The following is a 19,113-nucleotide window of genomic DNA, read 5'->3' on the forward strand; positions in this document are numbered from 1 at the left end:
TTAAAGAATTCTTCAATGATATTATATTTTTTATTTACAATACAGTTAAATAAATTCCCATTTATCAGTTGTTTAAACATTTATAAATCTAGAGTTATTTATTTTAATTTATTAATAAATAATTACTTTAATTAATTATAATCTCACATTAAACTTTATTTAAGTATAAAGTAATAATACACTCTTTAATTGTACTTAATTCTATTGTATTATTCTGATTTTTCAGTTAATTTTAAGCGCAACTTTTTCTTAAACTCGATTTCTATCATGTGCTTACAACTTATCCTCAGTTCAATAAATATATTTATAAAAACAAACAAATACACCTTCAACACTTGAAGGTGTATTCGTTATCATATTATACTTCACACATTTACACACACGTATAATATAATTCCACACATTTTAATATACTTCTAAACAGTCTACACAACATTCACACAATGTTTGTAGATTAGAACGGTAAATCGTCATCACTAATATCAATAGGTCCGTTTGCATTTGCAAATGGATTATCTGATTGATTATTATTTGATGTATTGTTGTTATTATTATTGTTATTTTGATATGACGATGTATTTTGTCCTGATTGTTGTCCACCAAAGTTTTGGAAATTATTATTCCCTTCTTGGCCATGACGTTGGTTTTGATTTTTAGGTTCAAGGAATTGAACACTATCACAAACTACTTCAGTTACAAAAACACGACGTCCTTCTTGGTTTTCATAGCTACGTGATTGAATGCGACCGTCAACGCCAGCTAAACTACCTTTGAATAAGTAGTTATTTACATTATCTGCTTGTTTTCTAAAAACGACACAATTAATGAAATCTGCTTCGCGTTCCCCTTGCGCATTTGTAAACGTACGGTTTACTGCTAGAGTAAAAGTCGCAACACTCACGCCTGAGGGTGTTGTTCTATATTCTGGATCTTTCGTTAAACGACCGACTAAAACAACTCTATTTATCATTTAAACGACCCCCATCTATTATTTTCTTGTCTTATCTTCGTCTTCACGAATTACGATATAACGGATTACATCGTCTGAAATTTTAGCTAAACGTTGGAATTCGTCAGTAGCTTCGTTATCAGAAGTTTGGATACGTACGATATTGTAGTAACCTTCACTGAAATCATTGATTTCGTAAGCTAAACGGCGTTTGCCCCAATCCTTAGCTTCTAAAACTTCTGATCCTTGAGAAGCTAAAATTCCGTTGAAACGTTCAACGACAGCTTTTTTAGCATCTTCTTCAATGTTTGGACGAACGATGTACATAACTTCATATGTTCTCATTTTATAATTGCACCTCCTTGTGGTCTATGCGGCTCATCATCATTATGTGACAAGCAAGGAATAATTTTCATTACTCACAATCAAGAATTATAGCACAAGCCTTTACTTTTTACAATGGTTATCCATCTTTAGCAATTACTTAATTTCATATGAATGTTTCATATGAAACATTAGAAAATATTGATTTTGCAATAGTTATTTCTCATATATAGACATTCGCTTACCTTAATAATATATAAATTGACACCATTTCATATATTTAAATTTATAAATCACAATTCATTATTTTAATAAAAAATAAATGTCATTTAAGCTAAGGTTGAAAATCCACTTTAATTCTACTAGCATAACCACTATGTTCGTTTTTTATATTTTTTAACCACTTTATTTTAGTGATATTTTTTAAGTACATAAACAAAGGAGTATGTTATGGTTTCTGCAATTAAAAAAGGATTCGTTACAATGTGTGTATTATTCGCATCAACAGTAACGATTAACTCTGCTTATGCAGCTGATAATACCTCAAGCCAAAAAGGTACAATGGGATATGGATACCAGCAATATTTGAATAAACATCCAGAAAAAGGTACAAATCAAGAGACAGCAACCCGTTCTAATGATATTCAATCAGAAGCTGGGACTACACAAAATGGTGAACGTATTTTAGATATTTCTGAATGGCAAGGCGATTTGACTGATCAAGAAGTAAAAGACTTAAAAGCAAACTACGACTTTATTATCATTAGAGCCCAATACGGATCAGAAAAAATAGACGAGTCCTTAGAACACAATTCTGATTTATTAGACAAACACGATTTAGACTTCGGTGTATATTCATATAGTATGTATGAAAATCCTGATGACGCACGTTATGAGGCACAAACTTTATATAACCGAGCCCCAAAAGCAAGTTTTTATATAAATGATTTTGAACAAAACTCTGTTACTTCTGGCACTACCGAAGAAAGCACGGATGCTTGGTATGACGAAATGAAAGGTTTAGCTGGAAATAAAAAAGTATTATTTTATTCATACGAAAATTTCATGTTAGAACATGCTGAACAATCTGTAGAAAATTATGATGGCTACTGGATGGCTAACTACAACCCAGGTCAGCCTACTCGCGACCATGTTTTATGGCAGTATACTGATAGCTACGCTTCTCCTGAGTTAAATCAAGAAGTAGATGCGAATTATACAGGACCAAATGTGAGTACCGATTGGTTCATCTCTTAACCTTTATAAACATAGTAAAGGTAGTAGATCTTAAACTATTACCAATATTATAAAACAGGCTGGAACAATTTAAGTTGTCCCAGCCTGTTTTATAATATTGAGATATTTATATCCCAGTATGCCAATATATCATTTGGAGGCTAATTGTTTTACACGTTAAATCTAAAGTGTACAACGTCGCCATCTTTCATAATGTATTCTTTACCTTCTAAACGCTGTTTACCAGCATCTTTGGCACCATTTTCACCGTTAAATTCAACGTAGTCGTCATAACTAGTAACCTCTGCACGAATAAAACCACGTTCAAAATCCGTATGAATAATACCCGCACATTGTGGCGCAGTCATACCTTTAATGAATGTCCATGCACGTACTTCTTGTACACCTGCTGTAAAGTAAGTAGCAAGACCAAGCAAATCATAAGTTGTACGAATTAAACGATCAAGACCTGGTTCTTCAATACCTAAATCTTCTAAGAACATTTCTCTATCTTCATCTTCAAGTACAGCTATTTCCTCTTCAATCTTAGCACTGATTACGATAACTTCAGAATCCTCTTTCGCTGCATACTCACGGATAGTTTTTACTTTTTCATTATCTTCATCGCCAATTTCGTCTTCGCCCACGTTAGCAATATATAACATTTCTTTAGATGTTAATAACTGAGCCTGATTCACATATTTTTGATCTTCTTCTGTAAATTCCAAGCTTCTTACAGGGTTGCCTTCTTCTAAAGCTTCTTTAATTCTTGATAAAATACGCGTTTCATTAACTGCATCTTTATCTTTTTGACGTGCCATTTTTTCTAATTTTGGTAAACGCTTGTCTACAGATTCTAAATCTGCTAATACGAGCTCCATATTAATAACTTCAATGTCATCAATCGGATCTACACGACCAGAAACATGTGTAACATTGTCATCATCAAAAGCACGAACAACTTGGCAAATCGCATCTACTTCACGGATATGAGATAAGAATTTATTACCTAAACCTTCCCCTTTAGAAGCACCTTTAACAATACCTGCAATATCGGTAAATTCGAATGTAGTTGGAATTGTTTTTTTTGGTTCTACCATTTCTGTTAACACGTCTAATCTACTATCTGGCACTTCCACTATACCTACGTTAGGGTCAATTGTTGCGAATGGGTAGTTTGCTGCAAGTGCACCTGCTTTTGTAATTGCATTAAAAAGTGTAGACTTTCCAACGTTTGGTAAGCCAACAATACCTGCTGTTAAAGCCATTATTCATTCTCCTTATCGGTAGTATCTTGTTGTGATACCACAATTTTTTTTAGTTTTTTATTAAATGTTTGTCTAGGAATCATAATACTGCGCTGACAGTTTTCACATTTTATTCGGATGTCTGCACCTACACGAATGATTTTAAAACGATTCGTACCACATGCATGCTGTTTTTTCATTTCTACAATATCATTCAAACCGTAATTGGATGTCATTCTGTAACACCTCCGACCGTCTTATGCATTATTTTGTTGATTTGCTTCGTATTGTACCATCATTGGTTGTGGCATTTTAATTTCTTTAAGCTTGAATAATTTCAATATTTCTTTTCTTAAAATGCGTGCACCTGTAAAGCCTTCCCCAGGTATCGTCTCTGCAGAAATACGCAATACGATTTCATTATTTGTGATTGAATTTACACCAACAACCTCTGGCGTAGATATAAATAAATAGTATTTCGAGCGAATTGCTTCAAAAGAATTATTTAATTCATCTTCCACTTTATCAATATCTTCTGTTATAGAAACTGGAATTTCTACTATTGCTTCACCGTTTATCACTGAGTAGTTCGTAATTTCACCCACACTACCATTAGGTAATGTAGTCAGCTCACCAGAAATAGTATTAATACGCATGGATCTTAACCCTATTGATTTAACAGTACCTTCTGCTACTGGGGCACCACCATTACTAATTTTAACATAGTCTCCTACATCAAATTGGTTTTCAAAAATAATAAAGAACCCTGTAATAATATCTTTAACTACTGTTTGCGCACCAAAACCAACGGCCAAGCCTACGACACCAGCACTTGCTATAATGCCTCCTACGCTAATACCAAACTTACTTAAAATCGTAGTCAACACTATAAACCATACCACATATGAGACTACATTTTGCACTAATGATATTAAAGTTTTTGAACGTTTTTTATTACTATTCTTACCTTTATTTTGAATTTTAAAGAACTGCGCGATACCTTTATTCACAAAATGTAAAATAATCCATGCTGCCACTACGTAAACTATTATCATTATTAAATTAGAGAGTAATGATTGATATGTTTCTGGCTGCAATAATGGCTCTATTATAGAATAGAGAATATTTTTCACTTGATCCAACTATATTTCCTCCTTAACACAACTTCACTTCATTTTATTATAACCTTTTTAAAGGTAAAACAAATCCAACTTTCGCTCTAAATTAAAACCTTATCCACGATTTATGCTACTACTTAATTGCAGTAAAAGTTAACCTCATCTAGTTTATTAAAAATATAAACATTAGCAAAGTATTTAAGCATAATTGTCACGTTATTTTTAATGTTTGTTGTTAAAAAATGGCAAAAGAAAAAGAACCATAATTAAAAATTATGATTCTTTAACACCCAATTAGCAATATTACTATAAACTTTCATAATAATTCAAGTGTATTTTTATTTTTTATTTTTATAGAATAGCAGAAATTCAAATTATGCGATGTATAAAAAGAATCTATTTTAATTAATCACATTTTTATGTAAATCGCTTAATAGTCAAGGGTGTAAAATTACATGTAATTAATTTTTAAATAATTTTTATATATTAACATTTACGCATTGTTTTTGTACAGTTGGGGAATTTGCACCAAAAATTTATTCAATTATTATAATATTTATATGTAGGAGGTGAACTCACTTTTAGTAAACTTTGTATATTAATATGACTAACCACTTTTACACAAGCTTTTAAACGAATTCATGTTACTTTATTTAAATAATACTTTTTTCGTCGTTGTTGGGTATTAAATAGTTAAGTTACATATTATTTTCAAGCTAGTGGTTAAAGTTGAAATATTAATCCCGTGATACTTAGTTTATGTTCTACACTTTTAGAGCTTTTAGAACAATGAATCTTTAACTAAGAATCTTAATTAAAGATTATGATACTTTAACACCCAATTATTTATATGATAGTTTTTAACGCAAACTTTACTCTTCCGGATTCCTGATTCATAACTAGTAATGTGCACATACTGTCCCTTACAACAGTATGTGCATTTTTTGATGCTATTGCCACATACAATATTATATTAAGTCTCGAACCCTTAAATATGCGCTTAATTTACTTCTAATCACTTTTCAACGTTACACATACTAATACACTTAATTTATCAATAAATTAAGTGTATTAGTTCGAAAAAATCAGCATTGCTACTCAGCAAACTTTTTTTCTAAATCATTATATAATTTGAAAATCATAATACGTTCTCCAGTTATAGAGCTTAAATCTGTATGAAAGCTTTTAACTTCTTCCCCTGAAATTGTTAATACAATTTCATTAAGTTCTTCTATACCTGATTCTACAAGTTTAGAACGTGTTCTTTTAATCGTTAATAACCCTTCATTCGTGCCACAAACTTTATACTCTGCTTGTGTCAGTACACCTTGTAAACTGACTATAATCATATCACGCAATATGTCTGTTTTAACTGAAAGAGAACCACGACCAAGGAAATCTTTTTCCCATTGTGTAATTGCTTTACTGATTTCAGATTCATAGGTACCTTTGGTTTTTTTCATTAAATATACATCTCCTGTAGAACCAAAATTAGAAATTTATTTTAACAAAGATAACAGTACCATTTTTCAACAATTTTCTCTATAGCTACGCTGTATTCCCTAGGAAATATGCGCTATCTCAACGATATATCCAATTGCTTTATTCAACGCCATAAAGTGGAGACATTGGATGTCCCATAACCACTTTAAAGGTTAGTTGTCCAATCATGCCATAAACCTTGTTCATCAACACTGGCTAATCTAACCCAGCCATTAACTATTTTTTGATTAAAATCAGGATCATTATCCAATAAGTTTTTGATAAATGACTGTGGTGCTTGGATAACGATCAACAATCTTATTGGCGAATGGTACATCTTGTTATCAGACGCCATAACAGATTGCCATGGCAATCCCGTTAATAAATCACTGGCATTTCCTTGCATAACACCGATACCCGCCGTTACTGTTTGCGTTGCTTTACTACCACTACCATAAAAATGAGGTGCAACTGTCGACGCATAGTATTGCAGATTAATCCATTGCGCAACAAGCGCTGGACCTGCAATAATATTTGCTAATATGCTGCCATCTTTATCATTTTGCCAATCATAATTATGCAAGAATGCTCTACCTGCTAAATCACTATTTTTAGTTAATTCACGTTGACCTATAATAAATGCTGCATTTTTCGCTAATCCCCATTCTGGTCTTATCTCGCTCCAATCATTTGTTATACGATGAACTTCATTGACTGGGTTTGGTTTAACTATATTATTATTCGGTAATTGCGCCAGTCTTTTTTCATTTGCGGCATAACTTATTTGAGGCATTGCCGCTTCGATTTTATCATAAGCTATTTGTGCTTCTTGAGATAATTCAGGTAAATATATCCACTTCAATTCATCTAAAGAAGTTTGATGTTCTGCAGCTGCGAAAATAGTTTTTTCTGGGATTTCTATACCTTCCTGTAACAAACTTTCTCTAACCTCTGTCATATTACACAAATGAGCCAATACTTTCGCATTGAAACCGCTGGCTGCCCCACCACATGCGCCACAATCTAATGAAGCTGCATAAGGATTATTAGCACTTTGGCTACCATGACCGCACATCACAACTAACGGCGCAAAGTCTTTAGTTAAATCCATTAATTTTAGTGCTTGTAGTGTGTAATTTACTTTTTCTGCTTTCGTGAAACCAATTGGTAACCCATCTTCAAAATGTAAATGTTGATGGTTATGATGTTGACTACCATCCAATGTTAAAGCAGTATCTTGTGGTTTTTGTAACCAATTACTATAAAACTTACGAATTAACGCTCCCGCACGTCTCGGCACAAAACTTCTCGTTAACATTTGTAGCGATAACCAAGGGCCACTCAATTCCGGTAAAAGTAAACTAGGCAAAACGTTCTGTTTCATTTTTTTAAATGTATAAGTAACGGATTCTAGTGCATGTTTACGTTGTTGAAATGCGTTAGGCTCACGTTCATGTGTGTATTCTTGGATTTTATGCTGCGGTTGATTCATAACTGGTAACGACGGATGACTGTATTTACTACCTAACTCAGATTTCTCTATTGGCAAACCAAAAAAGCCTGCAATACCAAGCGTTTCAAACGGACCAGCTGCTTCAACTTGTCTTCTAAAAGGCTCCGACCTTACATCAATACAGAATGCCATTTGAACTTCTACTTTTTGTGCTGTTATTTGATGAGATTGCTCTGGTACAATCATATCTTTTAATTGTTCATTATAGGTTTCTTCCCATGCTTCCAACCACAATTTCCGACACAATTGTCCATTAAACGCTTTCGCAAACTGAACATATTGTTCTTTTTCTTCTATACTTAACGCACGCCAAGTTTCTACCGTAAATCCACCCCACTGCAACCATGACACAATGCCAGTTTCCAAAACATTTTCATCTTTAGCATCTGGAGGCGTTACAGGTAAATGAGGCTCTACGATTGCCCATTCCATCGCAACACGTATAGCAAGATAAGTAAATAATAAATCATGCACTTTCTTATGATGGTCATCTTGCCACATCATCATACCCGCCCAACCTGGCAATGATAGTAAATGATTCTCTAAGTATGTTTGTACTTCTATATCCTTAACACCTAGCTTATTTAATGATGTTTTAAGTAATGATTCAGCATCATTTGGCAATGATTGTAGACGTGTGCGTTGTTGTTTAGTTAACGCTGGGTCATATGGTACTAATCTCTGCCAAGCATTAAAAAGTCCTTTATCTCTATTTGGCATCGTCCATCCGGATTGTGCGTCATCAATAAATAACTTGCACCATTTGATTACATGATAATCTAAAGTATCGATTAATTTTTCATTTTTATCATCAAAGACGTATGTACTAATTAGTGGCACTGATGAAAATTGTCCGGATGCAGTATTTTTTCCCTTCAGACTTTCCGTCAAATCTTCCACGAGTTCATCTATGCCTTCTTGTTTCTCTGAGTATGACTCTAATGGCTGTAGTTTTAATGCTTGATGACCATATTGAATAGCGTGCGCTTTCGGAATAGATAACTCTGTGTCTTTTATCCATTGTTGAAAACGACGTTCTATATACTTATCGCTTATTTCACCTTGTTGTCTTGCTTCTATAATAGTTGTTCTCGCTGGATAAATATCAACTTTACGCGCTTGTTTTAACCAACTTGCTACTTCATCAAATGTTTTATCTTCTAATCCAGACCAGGGACTTCTAGCAGCAAATACTGAAATGGGTGATAAAGGAACAATGACTTTGCTCGCATTTTCAACTGTCATGCGAATATCATTAAGATAACTCGATTGCCCAACAGAATGTGTGTTTGATTCTCCCATTTTAGTGCCCTCCTTTGGATAAATATTTTTTCAAGTAATTAGGATGACGTTCTACTGTTTCAATTTTTGCATCACCTAAACGTACAATCCACATATAAATAATTGAAAATGCTACTGATGAACGATGACACGCTACCCACGTACTCATCAAACTACCAAATAATAAAATTAACGCAACAATGACGGTTGCGAACAGTGGTGGCTGTGCACTATGAAATGCGATGGTATGCAAAGCATCACTAAAGAAATGGTGAACGATATAATAGACGATGCCGACTATACTAAGTACTAATAAGCCCATGACACGACCAAATTTCCCTTCACCAAAGGCAACTAGTTGCGTCCATGAAACGGATAATGACCATGCTAAAATAAGACCGCTAACTAAACGATAACCTTGTTCTGGAGCAGATAACCAAAAGCCAAGACCCATCATAATTGCTAGACCACGTCCTGCTAATATCCATAAGTAAGACATTCTTTCATTTGCACGACTCGGTACATTAAAATGTCGTACCGCTGAACCAGAGCGTAAAAAGAGTGTCGCTTTAAATAAACCATGTAATATTAGATGGATAATTGCAGGTATGTATGCGCCTAACGCACATTGAATTAACATAAAGCCCATTTGTCCTATTGTTGAACCCACTAATAACCGTTTATAGTCTACATGTACTAAACTAATACCTGCACCTATAAGTACAGAGATACTCGCAAAGCATAATAAAACAATTGTTGCGATGTCACCATTAAACAGTGGAGAAAAACGCGTAAGCATAATACCTCCAGCGTTCACAATGCCAGCGTGCATAATTGCAGAAACAGGTGTTGGTGCAGCAACAGACTCGATTAACCATCTTTGGAACGGCCATTGTGCCGCTGGAATCATAACTGCTAATATTATTAAAATATTAATACCAAAACGTGCCCATGCATTAATTTGATTAAGATTAGCTTCGGTGAATATACCTGTATAATGCCATTCTCCTGTTACAAATCCTAACCATATAACCGCTAACAATAATGCCAACCAACTTAAGCAAAATAATTTTCCCGTGACAATTGCTGCTGCTCTTGTCACTCTCCAAGCGCTCGTTAAACTAATAAGTAACGTTAGGCCTATTAACGTGAAGCCCCAGCTGACTACCATAATACGGACATCACCTGTTAACCACGCTGTAGCTGCAAAGCTTGTCGTTAAAGTAAATAGCATAAAGTATTTTCTAAAACTTCTATCTCCAGCCAAATAGCGTACACAATAACGTTGGATGATTAACCCGATAATCAATACGAAAAACGCCATCAACCAAGATAAAACATCTGAATACCATAAGCCAAGATTGGTGTTCTTTGGTGCTAAAACTAAGCCAACAAACGCTATCAATGGCGGCAATGCTACTAAACAAATATGTATACGAACGTACGCTAGTGATATGCGTTTATTTAAAAATATAATGCTACTTATTATTGAGATGAATATCGCGACAAATAATAGTATGAATAGTAATGATAAATTAGGCGATGTAAGCATATCGAATCCTCCTTTATTAGATATGAAGACTGTGATCATAAAGTTAGCTTTTCTACAATATAATTGTAAGACTGATTAAAAAAAGCCGACAATATATAATAAATCTCCGTCGATTTATCACAATTGTCGGCTTCATTACAACGCACGCTAATACTTTATGCAGTGTTTTGTTTTGCTACCTATATATGTATGTTGCTTTTAAATTTATAAATTAAGTTAAGTTAGTCTACATATGTCGTATGATTTTCGTTTTCTACTTCAATTCGTTTACTTTTTCAATCTGCCAATATTTCTATTAACATCTTGCTAAAGCCTAAACCACCTAGTTCAAACGCACATCAACGACTATATTTATTTTTATTTGATATTACAAACATATACTTATTGTTCGCCATTGTCAAGAAACAGCAATTATAAATAACAAAAGAAGTATTAATTCAACAGGAATTTTATAAATATATATTTAATATTTTTTACTTAAACAATGCTAAAATAATTAGAAAGTATGGAGGGATAGAAGTTGACGAGAAAAATTGATTACAGTGCTTATGGTTTTAGATTCAAAGGAGATTACCAGAATAATGTTGCTGGTTTAAGTGCAATAGGTTTTGAACTCGTACAAAGTTCAAATTATCGATGGCATGGTTTGCACAGAGGAGAACAAGATGTATATATTTTTCAATATACGACTCATGGTTACGGTGCAATTTCTATAGGCGAAAAAAATTATCAACTTTCTAAAGGCGATGCTTTTTTTGTTCGTGTACCAAGTAATCATTGTTACTATCTTCCTAACCATTCGAGTGAATGGGAATTTGTTTATTTTACAATTTATGGCGAAGAAGCTAGTAGATTATTTAATAGAATTGTATCTACACATGGAAATATCCTCAAACTCCCTATAAATTCTGAACCTATAAAATATATTATAGAAACATTGCGAAAGATAGACGCTGTGGGCATTAAACATGGATACGAATCTTCATCCTGTGCCTATACATTTATGATGAAATGCTTAGAGTATCTCGAATATGGTTTACAGAAATCTAATAATTATCCTCCCCCTACTATAAAAGCAATTAAATTTATAGAAAATCATTATCAACAAGATATTACATTGGACGATATAGTAGCTGTTGCAGGCTTATCAAAATATCATTTTAGTCGCCAATTTCATAAAGCTGTGAATGATACGCCTATTAATTTTTTAACAAAAACTAGAATTAAAAATTCATTAATTTTATTAACTAAAAGTTCTCAAAATATTGAATCTATCGCGTATGAAGTAGGTTACGCTTCTAGCAATTATTTTAGTAAAGTTTTCAAGAAAATCGTTGGTGTAACTCCCAATAACTATCGAAAAAACACTACAATCATGCCAGTTGATAAGTTGTTTATAGATTTATAAACAGCAATATATTACTCTTTTCAATATTATTTACGCTTGTTTGTCCTAAAAATAATGTCTAATCTATACATAAGCTATAGTGATACTAGAAAATTTTCGCTTTAAATTTTTAAAAATAGACGGTATTAATGATCATTCAGTTTTTAAATAAAACTAGGGGGCATGACTAATGGACAAAATTACATTTCTAGGCGCAGGAAGTACTGTTTTCGCCAAAAATGTACTAGGCGATTGTATGACAGTAGAAGCATTACAAGGTTTTGAATTTGCTTTATATGACATAGATGAGCAACGATTGCATGATTCAGAAATGATGTTAAATAATTTAAAGAAAAATTTAAATTCAAACGTTACTGTGAGCGCATACCATAACCGTAAAGAGGCATTATCAGGAGCAAAATATATCATCAATGCAATACAAGTAGGCGGATATGATCCTGCTACGATTACTGATTTTGAAATACCCAAAAAATATGGCTTAAGACAAACTATTGCTGATACATTAGGTATTGGTGGTATTTTCCGTAATTTAAGAACAATACCCGTAATGCAAGCCTTTGCCAAAGATATAAAAGAAGTATGCCCAAATGCTTGGTTTTTAAATTATACAAATCCAATGGCCGTTTTAACTAATATAATGCTAAAAGAAGGTATTAAAACGGTGGGCCTTTGCCATAGTGTACAAGTATGTACGAATGACTTATTAGATTCATTAGATTTGCCACAAGATAACATACAATCTAAGATTGCTGGAATTAATCACATGGCTTGGTTGCTTGAAATCAAACAAAATGACAAAGACTTATATCCGGAAATCAAAAAGCGTGCCAAAGCAAAACAAAAATCAAAACATGACGATATGGTTCGTTTTGAAATTTTAGATAAATTTGGATTTTATGTTACAGAGTCATCTGAACATAACGCAGAATACCATCCTTACTTTATTAAAAATCTGTACCCAGAATTAATCGATGATTATAATATTCCATTAGATGAGTACCCTCGTCGTTGCATAAAACAAATAGAAGAATGGTCACAAATGCGTGATGATATAGTCAATGATCAAAACCTGACTCATCAACGTTCCAACGAATATGGTTCTTATATTATTGAAGCAATGGAAACAAATATACCATTTAAAATTGGCGGCAATGTATTAAACACAGGTGGCTTAATAAGCAATCTACCTGAAAATGCAGTTGTTGAAGTCCCATGTTTAGTTGATGCAAGTGGTTTAGCGCCTACTTATATAGGGGATTTACCAGAACAGCTAGCAGCCTTGAACAGAACAAATATAAACACTCAATTATTAACAATAGAAGCTGCATTAACAAACGATAAATCTAAAATTTATCAAGCTGCTATGTTAGATCCACATACAGCTGCTGAACTATCTATCAACGATATTATCTCACTTTGTGATGATTTAATTGAAGCCCACGGAGATTGGCTTCCAACATATAAATAAACTCACACCAGACCTGTGATTATTCAATTAGATGCGCAGTGTCTGGTTTTTTAAAAATATTTTACTACTAAAATTAAAAGTTATATATCTAAAAACTTAAGTATTTTGTTCATATAACAACTTAAGTTTTCTTATGAGGTGATTTATTTGGAGCGACAAATAACACGTAAAGAAAAGTATTCGTTTGGCATTGGTGCTTTTGGTAAAGATTTAGTTGTTAATCTAATTGGCATATATCTTATGTATTATTTAACAGACATCTTAGGCATTACAGCTGGTTTTGTAGGGACATTATATTTTGTAGCCCGAATATGGGATGCTATCAACGATCCTATTATGGGTATGATTGTAGATAAAACAAAAACAAAGTGGGGAAAATTTAGACCATGGTTAGTCATTGGTACTATTATCAATTCTTTTGTAACCATTATATTATTCACAAATTTTGATTTGTCTGGGACAAGTCTATATGTATTCGTCACAATTATGTATATTCTTTGGGGCATGACTTACACTATGATGGATGTTCCTTATTGGTCTTGGTTGCCAAATTTAACTAATAACCCAACCGAGCGTGAAGAGGTATCAGTGATTCCAAGAATTTTTGCGAGCCTAGCTAATTTAATTCTGGGTGCTATCGGTTTAAGCATTGTACTATTCTTGGACAATTTATTTGGAAATGGTGATCAGTCCATTGGCTTTTTAATACTCACAATCATTATAATTATCTTCTTTATCACAACAATGGGAATTACTGTTCGCAATGTAAAAGAAGCCCCTACAAATATAGACACAGGTATTACATTACGTTTCAAAGACATATGGAGAATATTATTTACTAACAAAGAACTCTTGAATTATATTGGTATCTTAATCACCTTTTTCTTATGTACACAAATCATTGGAAATGTTCTCATTTATTATTTTAGCTATGTAGCTGAATCCAAGTTTTTATTTGCACTCTATAACGGTATGGGGTTTGTTGAAATTCTTGCTTTGATTATTTTCCCAAGAATTGCAAAATGGATTACAAGGGAACATATATTTCCTATTGCAACCTGCAGTGTAATATTCGGACTATTGATTTTGCTAGCTGCAAGTTACATTTCACCACAAGCCATATTACCTGTTATATTAGGTACTACCTTTATCAAAATTGGTACTGGATTCATTATGGGAATAATAACCGTTTCAATAGCAGACGTCATTGATTATAGTGAAATGAAGTTTGGGCAAAGAAACGAAGCGTTATCACTTCTACTCAGACGTTCTTAATGAAAACAGCTATGGCCATTTCCGGTTTAATTACTGGATGGAGTTTAACGCTTTTAGGTTATCAACCGGGCGTTCAACAAAGCGAATTCACAAAAAATGGATTACGTTTCATTATGGTTATACTCCCAATAATTTGTATAATAGCTAGTTTTATCATTTATAAATGGAGTTATAAATTAAAAGGCGCATATATAAAAGATGTGGTAAATGTATTAAATCTGAGAAAAAGTAAAAAAGCATAATCTAATTACCCACTGCGAAATTGATAAACAAAAATGACTGGTCTATAGTATTATATTTAGTGCTTTAGCCACTAATATTCAAAAACCCCCTTTACTATTCAAAATAGTAAAGGGGGTTTTGTTGCTAATAATACAATTAACTCATTACAACTGTAACGTTAAATTTATTGAAAATGTTGAATCACTACACTTTATTTAATTCTTTTAAATCTATACCTATTAAATAACTACATCTAAAATCAAAATAAATCCTAATCCCAATACGGATAATACTGATTCCAGCAACGTCCAGGTTAAAAATGTTTCTTTCATAGTTAAGCCAAAATATTCTTTAAACATCCAAAATCCTGCGTCATTAACATGTGAAAAGAAGACACTTCCAGCTCCAATTGCAAGTACAATAAGAGAAATATTCACATCCATAGATTGTATCAATGGCAATACAATACCTACTGATGATAGCGCGGAAACGGTCGATGATCCTAAAGCTAATCTCAAAATTGCTGTCGCCAACCATGCCAATATAATTGGAGACATCTCAGTTCCGTGGAAAATTTTAGATATAGTATCACCTACACCACCATCTATAATAACTTGTTTGAAAACACCACCTCCACCAATGATAAGCAATAACATAGCAATCGGTGTAATAGCATTTGAAATAGTAGCCATAATTTGATCAGTAGATTTTTTTCTTCTTATTCCCATCGTATAAATCGCTATAAGCACAGCAATTAACATCGCTGTTGTTGATGAACCAATGAAATAAATGAAGCCTTCAAAACCACCAGCTTTACCATCCTCATGGCCTGTAATCAATTGAATAATTGTCGCCAACAACATTAAAATAATAGGGCTAAGTGCCGTTAATAAACTTAAGCCAAAACTAGGTCTATCTTTTACTGCTACAGGTTTCTCTTCGTCAACGCTCATCTGTTTACCTTCCCTAGCAAAAGCTGATGGCACAATTTTATATACAAGTTTGGTAAAAAAAGCACCCACAATCAATGCCAAAGGTAAACCTATGATAATACCATACATTAATACGTGCCCAATATTAGCATTCAATGCTTGTGCTACCGCAACTGGTCCAGGGTGCGGTGGTAAAAAGCCATGTGTAATGGCTATCGAAATCGTCATTGGGAGACCAACTTTAAGATTAGAAATATTCATTCGTTTGGCTAATGTAAACACAAGAGGAATAAGTAACACAAACGCAACTTCTAAAAATAGTGAAATGCCTATAATAAATGATGCAATTAACATCGCCCAATTCACATACTTTTCGCCAAAAGTTTCAATTAATTTATCAGCTATTCGAGTTGCGCCACCACCATCTGATAGTAACTTACCTAAAATCGAACCCAAACCAAAAATGATTGCAATACTACCAAGAGTATCTCCCATGCCTTTTTCCACTGTTTCAACGATGTTATCAATTGGAATACCTAAGACGATCCCCGTAAACATAGAAGTCACAATAAGTGATATAAAAGTATTCAATTTGAACCCAATAATTAATATAAGTAAAACTATAACGCCTATAACCACACCAATAAGCGGCCAAATTTCTTCAAACATCCTTATCCCCCATTCTCTCTTTCACTAAATTAATATTCTATTTAAGTTATCAAGCTAAGCTCCTAAAAAGTAAGCGCTTACATATATGTGTGATTTTAATATAGTTATTTTATATTTTCAATTAATTTCATTTATTTATTTTTATTTTCGTTTGTTTTCACATTATGATTGACAAAAGTATTATAAATGATAGGGTTGAAATATATTGTTAGCGTTTTCAAAAATTATTTTATTTAACAAAAAACATATTTCTATTCAATATACAGTGGCTTGTTAGGAGGAAAATAATGACGATTAATTTTGGGTGCCAAGGCTCTACTTGGGTTTTAGACTACGATGAAAAAGCAGATAAAATGGATCAGGTGATACACGACATAGCAAATGCAGGACTTACTGGTGTAGACGTACAAATCAATTTGTTAGGAAAATATGAGAAATCACCACAACTTTTAAAAGAAGCTCTCGACAAAAACAATTTAAAGTTAGCAGCATTAACGGTGCCACATGCTTTTGTAGGTGGTCATGCATCTGATAGTGAAAAAGAGATAGATGATTACTTTTTCAATTATCTCAAGCATTTTCCTGGAGCAATTATGAACGTTCCATCAAGAAGTGGAAAAAATAGGGATAATTTATTGCAAAGACAAAAAGAAATTATTACAGGTGCAAATGAACTCGCTAAACGTGCTTACGAAGAACATGGTATTACTACTTCACTACACCCAATATCATATGAAACATCTTATTGGAAATTTGAAGAAGATTATAAAGTACTATTCGACGGTCTAGACGGCGGTTATATGGGCTATACGCCTGATGCCGGACATATTGCTATGGGTGGTATGAACCCATCAAAAGTGTTTGAAGATGCAATTTCACTTATTAAGCATGTCCACTATAAAGATGTTGCAAATCAATCAGAATGGAAAAACATGGGCGCAGGAGATATAGATTTTTCAAAATGCACACAAATTTTGAAACAAAATGACTACAACGGTTGGATAATGCTCGAAGATGAAATAGGAGAAGCACATGCAAACACTACCCAAGTGATTAAAGATCTTGGTAACTATGTTCAAAACCATCTTCAACCTATAATCGACAATAAATAGTAGAAGAAATTTTTAATAATGATAATGTTCATCACGCTATTATCAGTTAGATTAATTGCTAAAATTTATGTATATGGAGGTAATACTTATGAAAGTTGGATTTATTGGCTTAGGTATTATGGGAAAACCTATGGCACTTCACGTTATTAAAAGTGGTTATGAAACATATATTTTTGATTTAAATACAGACGCAGTTGATGAGTTAAAAGCATTAGGTGGCAATGCCTGTAGCTCAAATAGGGAAGTGGCTAAAAATTGCGATGTTATTATAACGATGCTTCCTACATCTAAACATGTTACACAAGTTTTATTTTCTGAGGAAGGCCTTGCGAATAATTGTAAGCCAGGGACAATTGTGATAGACATGAGTTCTGTATCAACTGAAGATTCCAGAGCATTCTCAGCTAAGTTGAAACCATTTAATATTCACTTTATGGATGCTCCTGTTAGTGGTGGAGAACCAATGGCACTTGAAGGAAGACTGTCCATTATGGTTGGTGGAGAAGAACATGACTTCGAAAAAGTTCTCCCTTTATTTCAAACAATGGGAGAAAATATAGTTCATTTTGGAGAAAGCGGCACTGGTTCAGCAGCTAAATTGGCAAATCAAATTATTGTCAGTATTAATTTAGCAGGTTTATCAGAAGCTTGTGTTTATGCTAGTAAATCAGGAATAGATTTAAACAAACTCTTTGAAGCCATTAGTGGTGGATTAGCTGGTAGTGCTGTAATGGATGCTAAGATGCCATCTATTATAGAAAGAAATTTTGAACCTGGTGGAAAAATTGAAACAAATTTTAAAGACTTAGGTAATATTCAACACTCTGCCAACGCTTTAGGAGTACCACTTCCTGTTACAAATATTGTTAAAGAAATTTTCAGTTCAGAAGTAGCTAATGGTAATAGTAAAAAAGACCACTCCTATATTATTGATTTTTTCGAAAAAATGGCTAACCATCGCGTATAGAATAGCATAACCTAAATTTTTGGAGAGAGGCTTTAAATTTCAATCAAGTCAACTACTCCCCATATAATGATTAATGTTGAGACAATTAATTTGCCTCAACGTTTTTTTATCTCTACTTTATATAAAACTACACATATTCAACCTGATTAAAATGTAATTTATTCTTTACTTTTTAGATTATTACTTCAACACAGTATCCTGACATTAAGATACCATTTTGACTAAAAAACCCTACAAAGTACTCAACGTTAATTGACGACTTTATAGGGACATATCCAAAATTCAAGTTAGGTTTCTTAGCAAATCAATTGTTCTTTATTGATTTTAAGTATAAATACCCACTCTTAAAAATTACTAT

At 33.1% G+C, this 19,113-nt stretch carries 14 protein-coding genes and 1 pseudogene; 6 read left to right on the plus strand and 9 right to left on the minus strand.

The window, feature by feature from the left end; all coding sequences use genetic code 11:
- Positions 1-454: 454 nt before the first annotated feature.
- Together ssb and rpsF are read right to left on the minus strand one after the other, a co-directional pair.
- A complete protein-coding gene (gene ssb / locus D9V42_RS07705) occupies positions 455-970 on the minus strand; it encodes a single-stranded DNA-binding protein (RefSeq protein ID WP_029378816.1) in 516 nt (171 codons plus the stop codon).
- 18 nt (positions 971-988) lie between these two features.
- Positions 989-1,294: a 30S ribosomal protein S6 gene (gene rpsF / locus D9V42_RS07710; protein ID WP_017723387.1), complete on the minus strand. Its 306-nt coding sequence runs from the start codon at positions 1,292-1,294 to the stop codon at positions 989-991.
- Between the two features lie 429 nt (positions 1,295-1,723).
- Here rpsF and D9V42_RS07715 point away from each other — a divergent pair, with 429 nt between their 5' ends.
- Positions 1,724-2,530, plus strand: coding sequence for a GH25 family lysozyme (locus D9V42_RS07715; RefSeq protein ID WP_122064276.1), 807 nt, complete (start codon positions 1,724-1,726; stop codon positions 2,528-2,530).
- Positions 2,531-2,679: 149 nt separating this feature from the next.
- Here D9V42_RS07715 and ychF read toward each other — a convergent pair whose 3' ends face one another.
- The 6 genes from ychF to D9V42_RS07745 all read right to left on the minus strand — a co-directional run bounded on the left by ychF (position 2,680) and on the right by D9V42_RS07745 (position 10,702).
- Positions 2,680-3,777, minus strand: a complete 1,098-nt coding sequence (gene ychF / locus D9V42_RS07720) for a redox-regulated ATPase YchF (protein ID WP_107554731.1) — start codon at positions 3,775-3,777, stop codon at positions 2,680-2,682.
- Positions 3,777-3,992 (minus strand): DUF951 domain-containing protein, encoded by a 216-nt coding sequence (locus D9V42_RS07725; RefSeq protein ID WP_017723390.1) that lies wholly within the window; start codon positions 3,990-3,992, stop codon positions 3,777-3,779. Before D9V42_RS07725 ends, ychF begins: the two co-directional genes overlap by 1 nt.
- Before the next feature lie 21 nt (positions 3,993-4,013).
- Complete coding sequence (locus D9V42_RS07730; RefSeq protein WP_107554730.1) at positions 4,014-4,898, minus strand: mechanosensitive ion channel family protein; 885 nt, start codon at positions 4,896-4,898, stop codon at positions 4,014-4,016.
- A 1,070-nt stretch (positions 4,899-5,968) separates the two neighbouring features.
- Positions 5,969-6,337, minus strand: a complete 369-nt coding sequence (locus D9V42_RS07735) for a Na-translocating system protein MpsC family protein (RefSeq protein ID WP_107555719.1) — start codon at positions 6,335-6,337, stop codon at positions 5,969-5,971.
- Positions 6,338-6,522: 185 nt separating this feature from the next.
- Positions 6,523-9,171 carry a DUF2309 domain-containing protein gene (locus D9V42_RS07740; protein ID WP_107555718.1) on the minus strand — a complete coding sequence of 883 codons (2,649 nt, stop codon included), beginning with the start codon at positions 9,169-9,171 and terminating at the stop codon, positions 6,523-6,525.
- 1 nt (position 9,172) lies between these two features.
- Positions 9,173-10,702 (minus strand): NADH dehydrogenase subunit 5, encoded by a 1,530-nt coding sequence (locus tag D9V42_RS07745; RefSeq protein WP_122064278.1) that lies wholly within the window; start codon positions 10,700-10,702, stop codon positions 9,173-9,175.
- Between the two features lie 520 nt (positions 10,703-11,222).
- On the opposite strand from D9V42_RS07745, the gene D9V42_RS07750 reads away from it, so the two are divergent.
- From D9V42_RS07750 to melB, 3 genes and pseudogenes are all read left to right on the plus strand, one after another.
- Positions 11,223-12,110 (plus strand): AraC family transcriptional regulator, encoded by an 888-nt coding sequence (locus tag D9V42_RS07750; protein WP_107555716.1) that lies wholly within the window; start codon positions 11,223-11,225, stop codon positions 12,108-12,110.
- A gap of 169 nt (positions 12,111-12,279) precedes the next feature.
- Positions 12,280-13,578 carry an alpha-glucosidase/alpha-galactosidase gene (melA, locus tag D9V42_RS07755; protein ID WP_107555715.1) on the plus strand — a complete coding sequence of 433 codons (1,299 nt, stop codon included), beginning with the start codon at positions 12,280-12,282 and terminating at the stop codon, positions 13,576-13,578.
- A gap of 138 nt (positions 13,579-13,716) precedes the next feature.
- Positions 13,717-15,095: pseudogene (melB, locus tag D9V42_RS07760) on the plus strand (melibiose:sodium transporter MelB).
- A 219-nt stretch (positions 15,096-15,314) separates the two neighbouring features.
- Here the strand turns inward: melB and D9V42_RS07765 are convergent.
- Positions 15,315-16,676, minus strand: a complete 1,362-nt coding sequence (locus D9V42_RS07765; protein ID WP_122064280.1) for a gluconate:H+ symporter — start codon at positions 16,674-16,676, stop codon at positions 15,315-15,317.
- 287 nt (positions 16,677-16,963) lie between these two features.
- On the opposite strand from D9V42_RS07765, the gene D9V42_RS07770 reads away from it, so the two are divergent.
- Together D9V42_RS07770 and D9V42_RS07775 are read left to right on the plus strand one after the other, a co-directional pair.
- Complete coding sequence (locus tag D9V42_RS07770) at positions 16,964-17,788, plus strand: sugar phosphate isomerase/epimerase family protein (RefSeq protein WP_107555712.1); 825 nt, start codon at positions 16,964-16,966, stop codon at positions 17,786-17,788.
- Between the two features lie 73 nt (positions 17,789-17,861).
- The gene (locus tag D9V42_RS07775; protein WP_267920725.1) at positions 17,862-18,755 is read left to right on the plus strand and encodes a 2-hydroxy-3-oxopropionate reductase; all 894 of its coding nucleotides are present in this window, start codon (positions 17,862-17,864) and stop codon (positions 18,753-18,755) included.
- The last annotated feature ends 358 nt before the right edge of the window (positions 18,756-19,113 follow it).

Source organism: Staphylococcus pseudoxylosus, assembly GCF_003697915.1.
Classification (GTDB): Bacteria; Bacillota; Bacilli; order Staphylococcales; family Staphylococcaceae; genus Staphylococcus; species Staphylococcus pseudoxylosus.

Excerpts from the sequence above, each read along its gene's own strand:
- ssb (WP_029378816.1), bottom strand. The coding sequence starts at position 970 with ATGATAAATAGAGTTGTTTTAGTCGGTCGTTTAACGAAAGATCCAGAA.
- rpsF (WP_017723387.1), bottom strand. The coding sequence starts at position 1,294 with ATGAGAACATATGAAGTTATGTACATCGTTCGTCCAAACATTGAAGAA.
- D9V42_RS07715 (WP_122064276.1), top strand. The coding sequence starts at position 1,724 with ATGGTTTCTGCAATTAAAAAAGGATTCGTTACAATGTGTGTATTATTC.
- ychF (WP_107554731.1), bottom strand. The coding sequence starts at position 3,777 with ATGGCTTTAACAGCAGGTATTGTTGGCTTACCAAACGTTGGAAAGTCT.
- D9V42_RS07725 (WP_017723390.1), bottom strand. The coding sequence starts at position 3,992 with ATGACATCCAATTACGGTTTGAATGATATTGTAGAAATGAAAAAACAG.
- D9V42_RS07735 (WP_107555719.1), bottom strand. The coding sequence starts at position 6,337 with ATGAAAAAAACCAAAGGTACCTATGAATCTGAAATCAGTAAAGCAATT.
- D9V42_RS07740 (WP_107555718.1), bottom strand. The coding sequence starts at position 9,171 with ATGGGAGAATCAAACACACATTCTGTTGGGCAATCGAGTTATCTTAAT.
- D9V42_RS07745 (WP_122064278.1), bottom strand. The coding sequence starts at position 10,702 with ATGCTTACATCGCCTAATTTATCATTACTATTCATACTATTATTTGTC.
- melA (WP_107555715.1), top strand. The coding sequence starts at position 12,280 with ATGGACAAAATTACATTTCTAGGCGCAGGAAGTACTGTTTTCGCCAAA.
- D9V42_RS07765 (WP_122064280.1), bottom strand. The coding sequence starts at position 16,676 with ATGTTTGAAGAAATTTGGCCGCTTATTGGTGTGGTTATAGGCGTTATA.
- D9V42_RS07770 (WP_107555712.1), top strand. The coding sequence starts at position 16,964 with ATGACGATTAATTTTGGGTGCCAAGGCTCTACTTGGGTTTTAGACTAC.
- D9V42_RS07775 (WP_267920725.1), top strand. The coding sequence starts at position 17,862 with ATGGAGGTAATACTTATGAAAGTTGGATTTATTGGCTTAGGTATTATG.